Source organism: Mycobacterium sp. HUMS_12744610 (assembly GCF_041206865.1).
GTDB classification, from domain to species: domain Bacteria; phylum Actinomycetota; class Actinomycetes; order Mycobacteriales; family Mycobacteriaceae; genus Mycobacterium; species Mycobacterium servetii.
Map to the genome: position 1 here is coordinate 3,888,772 of NZ_JBGEDP010000001.1, position 13,416 is coordinate 3,902,187.

The following is a 13,416-nucleotide window of genomic DNA, read 5'->3' on the forward strand; positions in this document are numbered from 1 at the left end:
GCGCCGCCGCACGGCCGTCGGCGATTGCCGCCAGGACTCCTGCTCGTGGACGCACCGGTTTGCGGTAAAGTCGATTTTCAGTCGGTTCCGGGGGGTCGGAAAAAGCCGAATTTTGGGGGGTTTCATGTCGTATTTGGTGACGACGCCGGAGTATGTGTCGGCAGCGGCAACGGATCTGGCGAACATCGGCTCGACGATCAGCGCCGCCAACGCGTCGGCGTCGGGCCCGACGACGGCGATGGTGGCCGCCGGCGCCGACGAGGTGTCGGCCGCGGTGTCGGCCGTCTTCTCCGAATACGGCCGGGCCTACCAGGCGCTCAGCGCGCAGGTCGAGGCGTTTCACCAGCAGTTCGTGCAGCTGATGACCGCCGCGGGTGGCACCTACGCCGCCGCCGAGGCGGCCAACATCTCCCCGCTGCAGACAGTGCAGGAGGAGCTTTCTGCGGCGGTCAACGCGCCCGCGCAGCTCGGGAGCGCGCTGGCCGGAGCAAACTTGGGCGGTCTCACGCGGGGGCTCACGAGTGGGTTGGGAAACCTCGCCGGCCTGGGCGGCGCGGCGAGCCTCGGAAATCTGGTCGGACTCACCGGCCTGGGTGGCCTGACCAATCTCGGCGGGCTCGCGAATGTCGGAAATCTCACCAATCTCGGGGGGCTGGGGAATCTCGGCGGCGTCACCAATCTGGGCGGCCTGACCAATCCCGGCGGTCTCGCCAACCTCGGTGGCCTCACCAACCTCGGCGGCCTGACCGGGGGCCTCGCCAATCTCAACGTCGGCGGCGACCTCAGCCGCCTGGCCAACGTTCCGTACAACCTGTTCGCCGACGTCGCGAACATCCCCTATTACGAGTCGCTGGCGCTGCAGGAGTACGCGTACGCCCTGGGTCCGGCCGGTTCGGTCGGCGGGGTTCCGGGCTGGATCCCCTCGGGTACCGCACCCAGCGCGATCGCGACAATCGACGGGCTCAAGTACTACGCCTTGGGTGGAACCGGCAGCTGGGAGATGCAATCACTCGGTAACACCTGGGGCTGGGACGATGGCAACTGGCCGCAGGTGGACGCGATCTTGCACTTCCTGTTGCCTTTCCCGTTCACCGAATCCCTCGCCAACCAGGTCCAGACACTGGCGCAGGCCGAATTCATCGACGGTTCTACGGTCGGCACCGAGTTCCAGGCCGCCAACCCCTTGGCCTACCTTGGTCAATGGGTCCATGGCGACACGTCGCTGCAGTCGTTGCTCGCGGGCACCCACTACCCCAACATCATCGAAGACACTGTCGGTGCGAATGTCCTACCGGGCGAACCCAACCTCGCCTCAAGTGGATCAGGAGTCGTCACGTTGGCCAACGGCCAACTCGCACAGAACGTCGCCTGGTCCGGCCAGTATGCGCAGCTGCAGCCGCTGGCGCCGCTTAACGCCATTGGCGCAAACCTGACAGGCCCTCCGGCGGCGAATCCGATCCAGCTCCCGAACGTCGGCAATGTCGTGTCGAGCGCGATCAAACTGGAGTCCGACGAAATCTACGACTTCGACCCGTTCGAAACTGGCAGCTTTCTGTATTGGGGCTCACCAACCCTCTACAGCGTCCCGGCCGGGCTTGGCGGTACGATTCAGGACTTCACCGGTATACCCAACCAATTCCCGCTGGCTAACCTTGGCGCCGAGCCAGTTTGGGGATATGGCACCGGCCCGTCGTTCCTGCCGACGGGTCTACAGGAGGGCGGATCCTACTTCGCGCAAGGACTGCTTGGATACACCAACCCCGGCATCTATGCTCAGGCGCTCGGCAACGACATCAACGTTCTGACCAACCCCAGCTCGCTGCTGGCCAGCGCGCCGCTGGTCGGATATCTGGGAATCGATTAGTCGGCGCGCGGATATGGCGCTGCTGCTGAACGGAAACCGGTCGGTCGACAAGCACGGGTTCCGGTTCGGAATCCTCGATGGGATCGTGAACTCGCGCCTGTCGCCGACCGCGCTGACGCAGGCGAGTTACGTGACCGCCGCGGCGACGGGGGCCGACTCGTTCTGGGTCGGCGATCATCTGAACGCGTTCATCCCGCGCTCGCTGGCCACGCGCGAACATCTGGGCGTGGCAGCCACAGTCGTGCCCGACGTCGACGCGGTCCTCGAACCGTGGACCGTGCTGGGAAACCTGGCCGCCCGCAACCGTATTCGCCGGCTCCGGCTCGGGATCTGCGTGACCGACGCCAGCCGCCGCAACCCGGCGGTGACGGCGCAGGCCGCGGCGAGCCTGCATCTGCTCACCCGGGGCCGCGCCATGCTGGGCATCGGTGTCGGGGAACGCGAGGGCAACGAACCCTACGGTGTGCGGCGGAGCAAACCCGTGGCCGAACTCGAGGAGGCCCTGGCCACGATCCGCGCGTTGTGGGATTCGGGCGGCGAGCTGGTCACCCGCGACTCGCCCTATTTCCCTTTGCACAACGCCATCTTCGCGCTGCCGCCCTATCGCGGGAAGTGGCCGGAGATCTGGGTGGCGGCCCACGGGCCGCGGATGCTCCGCGTCACCGGGCGCTACGCCGACGCCTGGGTGCCCTTTGTCATCTCCCGTCCCGCCGACTACTCCCGCGCGCTGGAGGCCGTGCGCGCGTCGGCCTCCGACGCCGGCCGTGACCCGATGTCGATCGTGCCCGCGGTGAACCGCGCCCTGGTCACCGGTCGCAGTCGCGACGACGTGGACGAGGCGCTGGACTCGGTGATCATGAAAGCCTCCGCGCTGGCTGCCCCCGCGGAGGCCTGGGCGCGGCACGGCGCCCAACACCCGCTGGGCGCGGAGTTCTCCGGTGTGCAGGACCTGGTGCCCCAGACCATCGACGCGCGGACGGCGTTGTCCTACACCGCGAAAGTCCCGCTGTCCCTGATGAAAGAGCTGACCTTCAACGGTACGCCCGACGAAGTGGTCGACCAGCTGGCACAATGGCGCGACCACGGGCTGCGCTACGCGCTGATCATCAACGCCGGACCACTGAACCCCAGCTTCCGCAAGAGCCTCGCGGCTAACACCCCGTACCTCAAGCTTCTTCGCCGGCTGAAGAAGTTGTGACCCGCGGGCCTCAGCGGTCCTGCCACGCCCGGTTGCCGTAGGTGTCGAGGTGGGTCACCTCGCCGACCGGCCGCCGCGTCGTGGGTCCGTAGCGCCCGCGCGGCCACCCCAGCGGGACGACGCAGCACGGCGTCACCGCGTGCGGCAACCCCAGCGTCCGGCGCGCCGATGCCACGCTCCACAACGGCAGGGTGATCAGCGAGGCCCCCAACCCCATTGCGCGCGCGGCCAGCAACAGGTTCTGCACGCTCGGGTAGATCGAGCCGTAGTACCCCGACTCGGCGGCGTGCGGCAGCGGCACCAAGGGCAGCTTGCCGTCCCGCACCCCCAGCCGCAGGCACGCCACCACCAGCACCGGGATCTCGGTGAAGTGGTCGACCTGCCACTGCACCGCGCGGGTGATCTTCGCCATCGACTCGTCGCGGGCGGCCACCCGCCGGATCATCGCGTTGTGGTAGATCCACCACGCCTGCCGGTAGCGCCGGGCCAGTTTGTCCTTGACGCGCTGGTCCTTGACGACGACGAATTCCCAGTTCTGCCCGTTGGCGCCGGTCGGGGCGCGCAGCGCCAGCTCGATGCACTTGAGCACCACTGCGTCGTCGACCGGGTCGGGCAGGACGCGGCGCACCGCCCGCTGGGTCATCATCGCCTCGGCGAGCGGCATGTCGAGGCGGCCCAGCGCCTCGGCGGCGCCGGGCACCTGCTCCGTCATGTCGTGCACCTCAAAGGCCTTGTCCACCAAGCCATTCGTCGATCCTTTCAGCCACCGCGGCCCATCCGGGCTCCAGCATCATGTTATGGCCCATGCCGGGGAAGAACTCCGCCTCGGTGCCGTAGGCGCGCGCGGTGGCGTGCACTTCGCTGCGGGTATGGGCACCGTCCTCCCGAGCGCCCAGGACGAGCAGCGGAGCGCTCACCCGTTTCGGCCGGACCAGGTTGAGCACCAGGCAGTCCACCCCAATGCGGGTGCTCTCCTCCTGCAGGCGCGCCGCGTAGCCGCGGACCTCGGCGTCGGTCAGCCCGCCGGCGAAGAACCGCTCGCGCGCGAGCTCGAGGGTGTTGACGTACGCCAACGATCTACCGGTGACGGCCATCTTCGCGAAGTGCCACGGATGGCGGCGCAGCCAGCGCAGGCCGGAACCGAGATTTCCCCGCGGCGGCATGGACGACAGCAGCACGCCCGCGGGCGCGTCGCGCTGCTCCAGGTACTTCTGGACGACGAAGCCGCCCAGGGAGTGACCGACCACGACGGGGCTGGTGGCCAAACTGTCGGCAACCGCACCGACATCCGCGACGTAGTCGGCAATCGAACAGCTGCGCAGCGGCTTCGCCGTCGGGCTCTTTCCGTGACCGCGCAGGCTCACCGCCAGCGCCCGATATCCCCGGCCGGCGAAGAACTCGAGGAAGTGCTCGTCCCAGCACCAGGCCGCGTGCCAGGCGCCGTGGACGAAAAGCAGCGGGACTGGATGGGATTGGCTGACGCTTCCCTTGTCGATCACCTCGAGCGCGCCCGCGCCGGTGTAGTTAGGCAACTCGAAGCGCCCCCGGATCGACATGGGGTCTCGACGGGCAGGCGTTCGTCGATGCGCAGATTGCTGCGCGAATTCCGCTTGGTGCCCACCGATGCGCGCGGTGAGCGGCCACCCGGCCCTGCACGAACGCGACGGCGTCGTCGCGCTGCTGTTGCGGGCCCGCGACGAGACCGGCCGGCCGCTCCCGGACCGGCATGTCGCCAACGAGTTGGTGACCCTGTTGGTCGCCGGCTACGAGACGACGTCCGCCCCGTTGGCGTGGGCGGTGGATGCTCAGACAGGTGCGCGCGGTACACAGCGCCGGCGGCTGACGTTGCGTGACTACGCCTGCGTCGCTTTTCTGGCCACCGCCAGGATGTAGTCGACATGCCACTCGTGGATCCAGAAGTTGTCGGGCCGCACCGTCCACCGCAGGACGGGATTCACGGATCTGCGTTCGGGCGCGAACAGGCTCTTGGACAGGAACCTGGCCAGCGGGCGGAAGATCTCGCCGGCGATGGAGCGCGTTTCGGCTTCGGCAAAACCAGTGTACAGCAACAGGTCCCGATAGGAATCGACGTTCGCCGCCTTGCGGACCGCCAACGGCGGGGCCCCCCGCCACCCGAGCCGGGCGACCTTGCGGCGGTGCCGGGCATTGAGGAACGTCTTGCGGGGCACGATGTCGGCGGTCACCAGCAGGCCGCCCGGCTTGAGCACGCGCAACGCCTCGGAGAAGAAGTCGACGCGGGACGGGAAGTGGAAGGCCGATTCCATCGCGACGACCTTGTCGACCGACTCGTCTTCCTGGGGCAGCGCGCAGGCGGACGCGTGGACGTAGTCGATCCGGTCGGACAGGCCCGCTTCCCGCACGCGGCGCGTCGAGATGGCGATCTGCTCGGTGGCCACGTTGATGCCGGTGATGTGTTTCACGCCGAACTCGTTGGCCCACAGGATGTCCTGGTCGCCGTAGCCGGGACCGCAGTCCACCACCACATCGGACGGGGCGAACTCGGCGCTGCGCGCGACCAGACGGGCCAGGTCCCGGCTCGCCTCGTCCAGCGTCGCGGGGTCGTTCTCCCAGTACCCGAAGTTGATGAACAGCGACTCCTCGCCGAACAGGTTCTGGGTGCCGATGATGTCGTATATCTGACCGGTCTTGGAGCCGTCGGTCCGCGACAGCAGGACGCGCGCCGTGCGCCGGCACTCGTCCGCCCAGCGGCGCAGCCGCACCCCGGTGGTTTCCTCCTGTATGCGACGCGGAACCGTGACCACGATCTCCCCCTGCTCTACTCGTTGATTGCGGATGGTGAGTCCTAAGAATGCTCGGCGATCCAGGCCGTGGTGAAGTGCTGGATGACCGGAATGTTCTCGGCCAGATTGGCGCCGATGGCGTTCTCGAGTTTGCCGCCCAACAGCGGAATCTTGACCTCGACCGACGCCGCGAAGAGCAGTTGCGAGCCGTGGTGGCCGGGCGGGCCCGCCGGCACCAGCCGCGCATTCGCCAGCCCCGACCCCAACCCGCCGGGGGCCGAGACCCGGACCTCGCCGCGTACCTCGTCGGGCGCGACGGGCGTCCACATCTCGCTGTGCAGGATCTTGATGTCCCCCGGGACGAGTCTGGCGACCGCGCCGGGTAGCAGCTGCCGGCCCAGGTATTGGGTGGCGTGCATGGTGACCGTCCCGTCGGGGTCGACGGTCAGCGAATCCATCGAGGTGGAAGCGTCGAAAGCCTCGTGCCGGGCCAGCCAGTAGTCCTTGCGGCTGAACGCCGCATGGACCTGCCCGACGCTGGCCGACGACTCGGTCACGATGTCGAATGTGCGTGGCATGGGGCTGACGATTCCTTATCGGGTGGCGGCGAACAAGCGGTCCGCCAGGGCGGAGGCGAACTGGCGCGCCTGCTCCAGCTGCTGCGGTCCGACGTTGGTCGCCGGGATGGGCACGCCCAGGTACCGGTCCCGGTACTCCCCGGTGCCCAGGTAGCTGGTCAGCGAGAGCATGGAGCGGACCTGGTCGCCGGGATAGGCGAAATGCACGCCGTCGACGTAGCGGCCGCCCCGCTTGGTGCCCAGCTTGCGCACCGCGGTGAGGTTTTCCCGCCAGTAGCGCCGGCACACCACGAACACGGCGAACGGTTTGCCCGCCAGCAGTCGTCGCGCCTCGTCGGACTTCAGGAACGACCGCATCGGCATGCTCGCCGTCCGCCACCAGGTCGGCGAGCCGATGCAGATCAGGTCGTAGTCGCCGTCGCGGACCGCGTCCGGGGTGCGGATCTCCCCACTCGCGCGGCGCAGCTGGGCCGGGAGCACGCTGAGCATGTCGGGCCACACGCGCCGCATCGGGAAGCGGGTGAACGGTTCGGCGAAGCGCGGGTCGGTGAACTCGATCTGCGCCTTGCGCACCTCGCACCCGCGGTCGCGGAACACCTCCGCCGCGGCCTCGAGGACTTTCAGCGATTGCCCCGTGTAGGTGTAGTACAGCAGCAGGACCCGTGGGCGCATCAGTGAGTCTCCTTGTGGTTCAACGCTTCGCTTCTGCCGAGGGGCCGCAGCACGATGGGCATGCCGTCGACCGGGATGGGCATGCCGCCGTAGTCCCAGCGCGACCGGTAGCCGGGGTGGGCCAGCTCGAGGCGGTAGCGGCGCAGCAGCCGGTGGATGACGGCTTTGACCTCGAGCTGGGCGAACACCAGCCCGATGCACTTGTGCGCGCCACCGCCGAACGGGGCGAAGGCGTAATGGTGGCTCTTGTGCTCGGCCCGCGGCTCGGCGAACCGCGCGGGATCGAACCTGTCCGGTTCCGTCCACAGCTCGGGCAGCCGGTGGTTCATCGACGGCCACACCAGCATGAGGGTGCCGGCCGGCAGGTAGTGGCCCACCAGATCGGTGTCGCGCACCGTCTGGCGCATGACGAACGGCAGCGGGGTCACCATCCGCAGCGACTCGTTCATCACCAGGTCCAGCGCCTCCAGCTTCTCCAGCGCCTCGATGTCCAGCGGCGCGTCACCCAGTCGCGCCGACTCGTCGCGGCACCGCTCCTGCCATTCCGGGTGCGCGGCAAGGTTGTAGGCGATGTTGGTCGTGGCCGTCGTGGAGGTGTCGTGGCCGGCCATCAGCAAAAAGATCATGTGGTTGACGATGTCGGCGTCGGTGAAACTGTTGCCGTCCTCGTCCGTGCTGTGACACAACACGGTGAGCAGGTCGCTGCCGTCGGCGTCGCGGCGTTCCCTGACCCGCTCGGTGAAGTAGTCCTCCAGCACTCTGCGGCCCCGCAGGCCGCGCCACCACTTGAACGGCGGCACCGGATAACGGATGAACGCCCCACCGGCGCGGGTCGTGATGGTGAAGGCGTCGTTCACCTTGGTGACCAGTCGACGGTCGGTGCCGGGTTGGTGGCCCATGAACACCATCGACGCGATGTCGAGGGTGAGCTTCTTCATCGCGGGATGGAACAGGAACCGGGCGTCGTCGGTCGGCCAGTCGGCGACGACGCCCGTGGCCACCCGGTCGATGTGCTCGACGTAGCCGGACAACCGGGTCCGCGTGAACGCGTCCTGCATGATGCGCCGGTGGTAGAGGTGCTCGTCGAAGTCCAGCAGCATCAGGCCGCGGTTGAAGAACGGCCCGCAGATCGGGTACCACCCCTTCTGGGAGAAGGCCTTGTCCTTGTTGGCGAACACCGCCCGGGTGGCCTCTGGCCCCAGCGCGTTGACCGAGCGCAGGATCCGCACGTCGGAGAAGAACACCGGACCGTATTTGCGGTACATGTGCAACGCGAAGTCGGGTCCGCCGCGGAACATCTCGAGGCTGTGGCCGAAAACCGGCAGGCCCGAGTCGCCCAGCACCGGCGCCAGGCCGCTGCCGGCGGGCGGCGCGGCCAGCACCTTGGTCTTCCACGGATGGTCGCGCACCTTGCGCTCCACCAGTCCCAGGCCGGGAATGTTGTTGAGCGTCGGCGTGAGCCGGCGACGGGCCTGGTCGGCCAGATACGCCGGCGTGCTGATGGCGGTCATCGGCGTTGCTCCTTTCCGGGGGCGACGACAGGTGCGCGGGGTGTGGCCGCAACTCGCGGGATCCTGGGGGGTCTCGGTCGACCCGCGCGCCCACGAACCCCGAAGCGGCCCGTAACCTCGGAGAGGTGACGGAGAAGGTTTCGGTCGATCTCAGCGGCGCCCCGCAGACCATGCTGGCGACGCTCTACCTCAAGGCGCTGGACGCCGATTTCGCTCGCCCGATCCTCGGCGACCGGTTCGCCAAGGAGGCGGCCGCACGCCTCGACTACGACTTCACCGACATCGGCATCACCGCCAAGTGGGCTCCGCTGATCACCGTGCGCACCGCGCAGTACGACATCTGGGCGCGCCAGTTCCTGGCCATGCACCCGCGGTGCACGGTCATCCATCTGGGTTGCGGGATGGACAGCCGGGTCTTCCGGCTCGATCCCGGACCGGACGTGCGGTGGTACGACGTCGACTACCCCGAGGTGATTGCCTTGCGGCAGAAGGTTTTTCCGTCCCGCCACGGATACCACCTGTTGCCCACGTCGGCGACCGACATGTCCTGGCTGGACCGGATACCCGCCGAGGGCCCCGCGCTGCTGCTGGCCGAGGGCATCAGCATGTACCTGACCGCGGACGAAGGCGCCGCGCTGCTGAACCGCTTCGTCGAGCACTTCGGATCCGGGGAGCTGCAGATCGACTTCTACAACCGGTGGGCGATCAGGTCGCAGAAGGGCCACACGCTGGTGCGGCGCACCGGCTCGAAGCTGTTCTGGGGGGTCGACAGCCCGCAGGACGTGCTGAGCCGGGTGCCCGGCATCCGGCTGCTGATCGCCGCGACATTGTTCGACGCCAGCACATTTCGCGGCGCGCCCCGAGGGTTCCGGGTGGCGGGCCGGCTGAGCCGCATCGCCCCGCCGCTGCGCCGCACCCTGCAATACCATCGCTACGCCTTCGGGCCCGTCAGCTGACGCCACTGGCGGCGTGTTGTTCGGCGACGCTGCGCAGCACCGCATGTATCTCGTCGACGAACTTCTCCGGTCCCGGCGCGTGCGTGTGGTATTCGACCACCAGCTGGCCGGCGAAGATCTTGCTCAGATACATGTCGATGCCGGCGCTGACGGCGAAGTAGAACTCGCTGTGGGCGGCGACCAGCTCCACCTCCGGCGGCGTGCGCACCGGCGGCACCAGCCCGCTGTCGGTCAGCATGACGACGTCGGGCATGCCGGGCGGGTTGCCGACGTACTGCGGGCTGAAGTGCAGTAGTGACTGCTGGACCACCCCGTCGGCCAGGTCCGCCCGAAACGTCTCGGCGATGTCGCGGGCCAGGCTCACCACCTCGGTGTGGTGGTCGATCTCGGCCAGATAGGTAGCCACCCCCAGGGGGTTGGTGCACGCGGTCGCCGACAGCGGCGGCGAGAGGACGTAGCGCAGGTCGACGGGGTAGAGGTAGGGCACCGGGATGTTGGTCTCGCCGCGCAGCTTCCACTCCGCCATCAGGACCGCCGCCGACAGCAGTCCGTTCAGGTTGACCTTCCGGGACCGGCCGAAGGCGATCAGGTCCTGCGTCTCGCGCTCGCTCAGCCGGCATCCCGCCATGGGAACGCGCAGCGGCGAGGCCGGCGTGACTTCGGAGGCGGTCCGCCGCGACGGCGGCAGGTCGTAGGCGAACACGGCGGGCATGAACCGCTCGAGCCCCGACCGCTGCTGCTTGCCGATACCACGTTGCGCCAGAACGGTTTCCAGCGAATCCGGCGCGGGTCGCACCTCGACCCGGCCGATGCCGCCGCCGCAGACCAGGTCGGTGTAGTAGGAGAACAGCTCCTCGACGAGGCTGAACTCGTGGTGGCCGTCGGCCAGCGCGTGGTGCACGTACAGGGTCAGCTGCACACCGTCGGCGTGGGAGACCACGCGCAGGTGCACCAGCGACGCGGTCTGGTCCAGGTGCACGGGCGGGACTCCGGCTGCCGGGTCGGCGTTCTCCAGCACCTCGATCCCCGGATGCATCAAGTCGTCGTCGACGGCGAACTGGTGGCGCCCGTCGGGGTCCTGCTCGAGATGGCCGCCGAGCACCGGGTGGGCCTCCAGCAGCGCGTCGAAAGCCGCCGAGAGGGCGTCCAGGTCGACCCGGCCCCGCACGTCCGCGCCGAGACCCACGTAACTCTGCGTCTCGGCGAAGATCTCCTCGCTGCGCGACAGCCTGCGAATTATCGATGAGGTGAACACTTTTCGAACTCCTAGCCTCTCAACCGCGGGTGCTGGCCCGTCGGAAGCCGATCGCCATCGGCACCGCGCACGCCGCGGCCAGGGCCGCCGACCACGCCAGCATGTCGACCAGCGGCGCCCGCACCGGCCCGCCGAGCGACAGGCCGCGCATGGTCTCGACGGCGTAGCTGATCGGCTGGTGCCGCACGATCGGCTGCAGCCAGCCCGGGTACTGGTCTGCCGGCACGAAGCCGGTGGAGAAGAACATCATCAGTCCCCAGACGATCTCGGTCGCCTCCACCACGATGGTGTTCGCCGTGTACAGCGCCAGCGTCATGACGGCCATCGTGAAGGCCACCCCGAACGCGATCGGGACCAGCAGCCAGGCCACCGCCGCCGCAATACCTTGGTGGAAGCGGAAACCCAGCGCGAACCCGGTGCCCATGATGACCGCGGTGGTCACCACGATCCGGACGGTGTCGGCGATCAGGCGCGACAGCATGCCCGACGCCCGGTGCACGGGCACCACCCACAGCCGCGACAGCAGGCCCTCGCCGCGTTCGCGCATCAGGTTGATGCCGCCGACCATCGACCCGGACATGGCCCCGACCATCGCGATGAGCGGGACGGTGCCGTACAGGGCGCTGTGACCGGTCAGTTGCTGAACCCCGTTGCCCAACACGGTGTTCACGGTCACCAGCAGGGCCACGGGCATGATCAGCGACTCGAGCACCGTGGCCGGGTCGCGGCGCCACCGCAGCAGCAGCCGTGCGGCCAGGAGCCAGGTCTGCGGGGCGAGCGCCCCCGGCGAGTTCTCCGTCGTCTTGCGATGCGCGGCCACCGTCATCATCGCCTCCCCGACGACACGCGGGCGTGCAACGGCAGCAGGGTCACGAAGACCCCCGCGCACCAGATGACGGCGGGACCGATCGTGGACCAGCTCACCGCCCCGGCAGCCGGCGTGCTGTCCCCGGCCAGCACGCGCAGCGCGTCGACGTACTGGGACACCGGCTGGTCGCGGACGAAACCCTGTATCCAGCTGGGGAACCGCTCGACCGGCTGCAGGCCGACCGACAACAGGCCCAGCACGAACAGGGGCGGAAGCAGCAGCGGCATAGTCGCCTCGGGGTTCTTGTTCCAGGCTCCGATGACGTCGCCGAGCAACGCCAGCGAAGCGCCGATGGCGAGTACCAGCACGCAGAACCCCACGACATGCGCCCAGCCGCCGTAGAAACGGAACCCGATGACGTAACCGCACGCCAGTGACACCACCAGCGCGATGCCGCAGCGGTACATGCTGGCCGACATGCGCGCGGCCAGCGGTGTCAACCCGCCGATCGGCATCGCCTTGAACCGCCGGTCGATGCCCAGCACCGCGTCGGTCGCCGCCCGGAAGGCGGCCGAGATCGCAGCGAACGCGATCGCCACCAAGGCGATCAGCGGCATCAGATATTGCGCATAGCTGCTCATGCCCTGGGTGAAGGCGCCCATGATCTGCTTGAGCGGCAAGTAGAAGTTCACGGTGAACATGATCGGCGCGGCGATCTGGGTGGCCAGCTCCCCGTTGCGCAGCGTGGGCCGGACCACGCGGACCGTCAGCACCCACCACTGCTGGACGGGCGACGTCCCCGGGCGAGCGGCGATCGCGGCCGCGGTCACGAGACACCCACCCGATGTCGCTCGCCGGCGTCCTGGCTGGTCAAGGCGAGGAACACCTCGTCGAGCGAGGGCCGCCGCAGCGCGATGTCGGCCAGGTCGATGTTCGCCTCGTTCAGCCGGCTCAGCACCTGAGTGAGGGTGCTGGGTCCGTCGGGCGCGGGCATGGCGATGCGGTCGGAGGCGCCGGTGAGCGCGTCCCGGTTCTTCTCGGGCAGCAGGGATCCGAGCGCCCGCGCCGCGGCGGGCAAGTCCGCCAGGTCGCGCGGCACGATCTCGCAGTAGGTGCCCCCGGTGCGCTCCTTGAGCTCGTCGGCCGTGCCCTCCGCGATGATCGTGCCGTGGTTGATCACGATGATGCGGTCGGACAGCGCGTCGGCCTCCTCGAGGTACTGGGTGGTCAGCAGCGTGGCGATACCCGATTCCTTGAAGTCGGACACCAGCTTCCAGATGCTTTGGCGGCTGCGGGGATCGAGCCCGGTGGTGGGTTCGTCGAGGAACACCACCTCGGGCTGGACCACCAGCCCGCAGGCGATGTCGATCCGCCGGCGCATCCCGCCCGAATACGTGCTGACCCGGCGGTCGGCCGCGTCGACGAGGTCGAACTGGGCGAGCAGTTCGGTGGCCCGCGAACGCGCCCGGGATTTCTTCAGGCCCTGCAGACGGCCGAACATCAGCAGGTTCTCCCGGCCGGTCAGCATCTCGTCGAGCGCCACGTGCTGGCCGGTCAGCATGATCGAGCGGCGCACGCCGGCCGGGTCGGACACGACGTCGTGCCCGGCGACCTCCGCGTGGCCGCCGTCCGGGCGGGTCAGCGTCGAGAGGATGTCGACCGTCGTGGTCTTGCCGGCGCCGTTGGGCCCGAGCAGCCCGAGCACCTCCCCGCGGCCGACCTTGAAACTGATGTCGGTCAGTGCGACGACGGAACCGAACGACTTCTTGATCCCGTTGACGACGACCGCGTTCTCGGTGATTGGCATTGCTT

Annotated in this window: 14 protein-coding genes; 4 read left to right on the forward strand and 10 right to left on the reverse strand. The window is 68.6% G+C overall.

Translation table 11 applies throughout. The features are described from left to right. The first annotated feature begins 124 nt into the window (after positions 1-124). A complete protein-coding gene (locus AB8998_RS18610) occupies positions 125-1,864 on the forward strand; it encodes a PE family protein (RefSeq protein WP_369739223.1) in 1,740 nt (579 codons plus the stop codon). 13 nt (positions 1,865-1,877) lie between these two features. After that, positions 1,878-3,062 carry an LLM class flavin-dependent oxidoreductase gene (locus tag AB8998_RS18615; protein ID WP_369739224.1) on the forward strand — a complete coding sequence of 395 codons (1,185 nt, stop codon included), beginning with the start codon at positions 1,878-1,880 and terminating at the stop codon, positions 3,060-3,062. A gap of 10 nt (positions 3,063-3,072) precedes the next feature. Here AB8998_RS18615 and AB8998_RS18620 read toward each other — a convergent pair whose 3' ends face one another. Next, positions 3,073-3,774, reverse strand: coding sequence for a nitroreductase family protein (locus AB8998_RS18620; protein WP_369741648.1), 702 nt, complete (start codon positions 3,772-3,774; stop codon positions 3,073-3,075). Between the two features lie 10 nt (positions 3,775-3,784). Next, positions 3,785-4,618: an alpha/beta hydrolase gene (locus AB8998_RS18625; protein ID WP_369739225.1), complete on the reverse strand. Its 834-nt coding sequence runs from the start codon at positions 4,616-4,618 to the stop codon at positions 3,785-3,787. A 67-nt stretch (positions 4,619-4,685) separates the two neighbouring features. On the opposite strand from AB8998_RS18625, the gene AB8998_RS18630 reads away from it, so the two are divergent. After that, a complete protein-coding gene (locus AB8998_RS18630) occupies positions 4,686-4,955 on the forward strand; it encodes a cytochrome P450 (RefSeq protein WP_369739226.1) in 270 nt (89 codons plus the stop codon). Here AB8998_RS18630 and AB8998_RS18635 read toward each other — a convergent pair. The 4 genes from AB8998_RS18635 to AB8998_RS18650 are packed head-to-tail and all read right to left on the reverse strand — an operon-like array spanning position 4,916 to position 8,585. Further along, positions 4,916-5,848 (reverse strand): SAM-dependent methyltransferase, encoded by a 933-nt coding sequence (locus AB8998_RS18635; RefSeq protein WP_369741649.1) that lies wholly within the window; start codon positions 5,846-5,848, stop codon positions 4,916-4,918. The two genes, AB8998_RS18630 and AB8998_RS18635, sit on opposite strands and share 40 nt — an antisense overlap. 38 nt (positions 5,849-5,886) lie before the next feature. Then, entirely contained in the window at positions 5,887-6,402 is a 516-nt protein-coding gene (locus AB8998_RS18640) for a DUF2505 domain-containing protein (protein WP_369739227.1), read from the reverse strand. A gap of 15 nt (positions 6,403-6,417) precedes the next feature. Continuing rightward, entirely contained in the window at positions 6,418-7,074 is a 657-nt protein-coding gene (locus AB8998_RS18645) for a flavodoxin family protein (protein ID WP_369739228.1), read from the reverse strand. Next, a complete protein-coding gene (locus AB8998_RS18650) occupies positions 7,074-8,585 on the reverse strand; it encodes a cytochrome P450 (RefSeq protein WP_369739229.1) in 1,512 nt (503 codons plus the stop codon). The genes AB8998_RS18645 and AB8998_RS18650 overlap by 1 nt, the downstream gene beginning before the upstream one ends. A 125-nt stretch (positions 8,586-8,710) precedes the next feature. Here AB8998_RS18650 and AB8998_RS18655 point away from each other — a divergent pair, with 125 nt between their 5' ends. After that, positions 8,711-9,541 (forward strand): class I SAM-dependent methyltransferase, encoded by an 831-nt coding sequence (locus AB8998_RS18655; protein ID WP_369739230.1) that lies wholly within the window; start codon positions 8,711-8,713, stop codon positions 9,539-9,541. Here the strand turns inward: AB8998_RS18655 and AB8998_RS18660 are convergent. The 4 genes from AB8998_RS18660 to AB8998_RS18675 are packed head-to-tail and all read right to left on the reverse strand — an operon-like array spanning position 9,534 to position 13,411. After that, on the reverse strand, positions 9,534-10,796 hold the full coding sequence (locus tag AB8998_RS18660; RefSeq protein WP_369739231.1) for a phthiocerol/phthiodiolone dimycocerosyl transferase family protein: 1,263 nt from the start codon (positions 10,794-10,796) through the stop codon (positions 9,534-9,536). The genes AB8998_RS18655 and AB8998_RS18660 overlap by 8 nt on opposite strands. A gap of 19 nt (positions 10,797-10,815) precedes the next feature. Further along, positions 10,816-11,622, reverse strand: a complete 807-nt coding sequence (locus AB8998_RS18665) for an ABC transporter permease (protein WP_369739232.1) — start codon at positions 11,620-11,622, stop codon at positions 10,816-10,818. After that, the gene (locus AB8998_RS18670) at positions 11,622-12,434 is read right to left on the reverse strand and encodes an ABC transporter permease (protein WP_369739233.1); all 813 of its coding nucleotides are present in this window, start codon (positions 12,432-12,434) and stop codon (positions 11,622-11,624) included. The genes AB8998_RS18665 and AB8998_RS18670 overlap by 1 nt, the downstream gene beginning before the upstream one ends. Next, a complete protein-coding gene (locus AB8998_RS18675; protein WP_369739234.1) occupies positions 12,431-13,411 on the reverse strand; it encodes an ATP-binding cassette domain-containing protein in 981 nt (326 codons plus the stop codon). Before AB8998_RS18675 ends, AB8998_RS18670 begins: the two co-directional genes overlap by 4 nt. Positions 13,412-13,416: the final 5 nt, after the last annotated feature.

Excerpts from the sequence above, each read along its gene's own strand:
- AB8998_RS18610 (WP_369739223.1), top strand. The coding sequence starts at position 125 with ATGTCGTATTTGGTGACGACGCCGGAGTATGTGTCGGCAGCGGCAACG.
- AB8998_RS18615 (WP_369739224.1), top strand. The coding sequence starts at position 1,878 with ATGGCGCTGCTGCTGAACGGAAACCGGTCGGTCGACAAGCACGGGTTC.
- AB8998_RS18620 (WP_369741648.1), bottom strand. The coding sequence starts at position 3,774 with ATGACGGAGCAGGTGCCCGGCGCCGCCGAGGCGCTGGGCCGCCTCGAC.
- AB8998_RS18625 (WP_369739225.1), bottom strand. The coding sequence starts at position 4,618 with ATGTCGATCCGGGGGCGCTTCGAGTTGCCTAACTACACCGGCGCGGGC.
- AB8998_RS18630 (WP_369739226.1), top strand. The coding sequence starts at position 4,686 with ATGCGCGCGGTGAGCGGCCACCCGGCCCTGCACGAACGCGACGGCGTC.
- AB8998_RS18640 (WP_369739227.1), bottom strand. The coding sequence starts at position 6,402 with ATGCCACGCACATTCGACATCGTGACCGAGTCGTCGGCCAGCGTCGGG.
- AB8998_RS18645 (WP_369739228.1), bottom strand. The coding sequence starts at position 7,074 with ATGCGCCCACGGGTCCTGCTGCTGTACTACACCTACACGGGGCAATCG.
- AB8998_RS18650 (WP_369739229.1), bottom strand. The coding sequence starts at position 8,585 with ATGACCGCCATCAGCACGCCGGCGTATCTGGCCGACCAGGCCCGTCGC.
- AB8998_RS18665 (WP_369739232.1), bottom strand. The coding sequence starts at position 11,622 with ATGACGGTGGCCGCGCATCGCAAGACGACGGAGAACTCGCCGGGGGCG.
- AB8998_RS18675 (WP_369739234.1), bottom strand. The coding sequence starts at position 13,411 with ATGCCAATCACCGAGAACGCGGTCGTCGTCAACGGGATCAAGAAGTCG.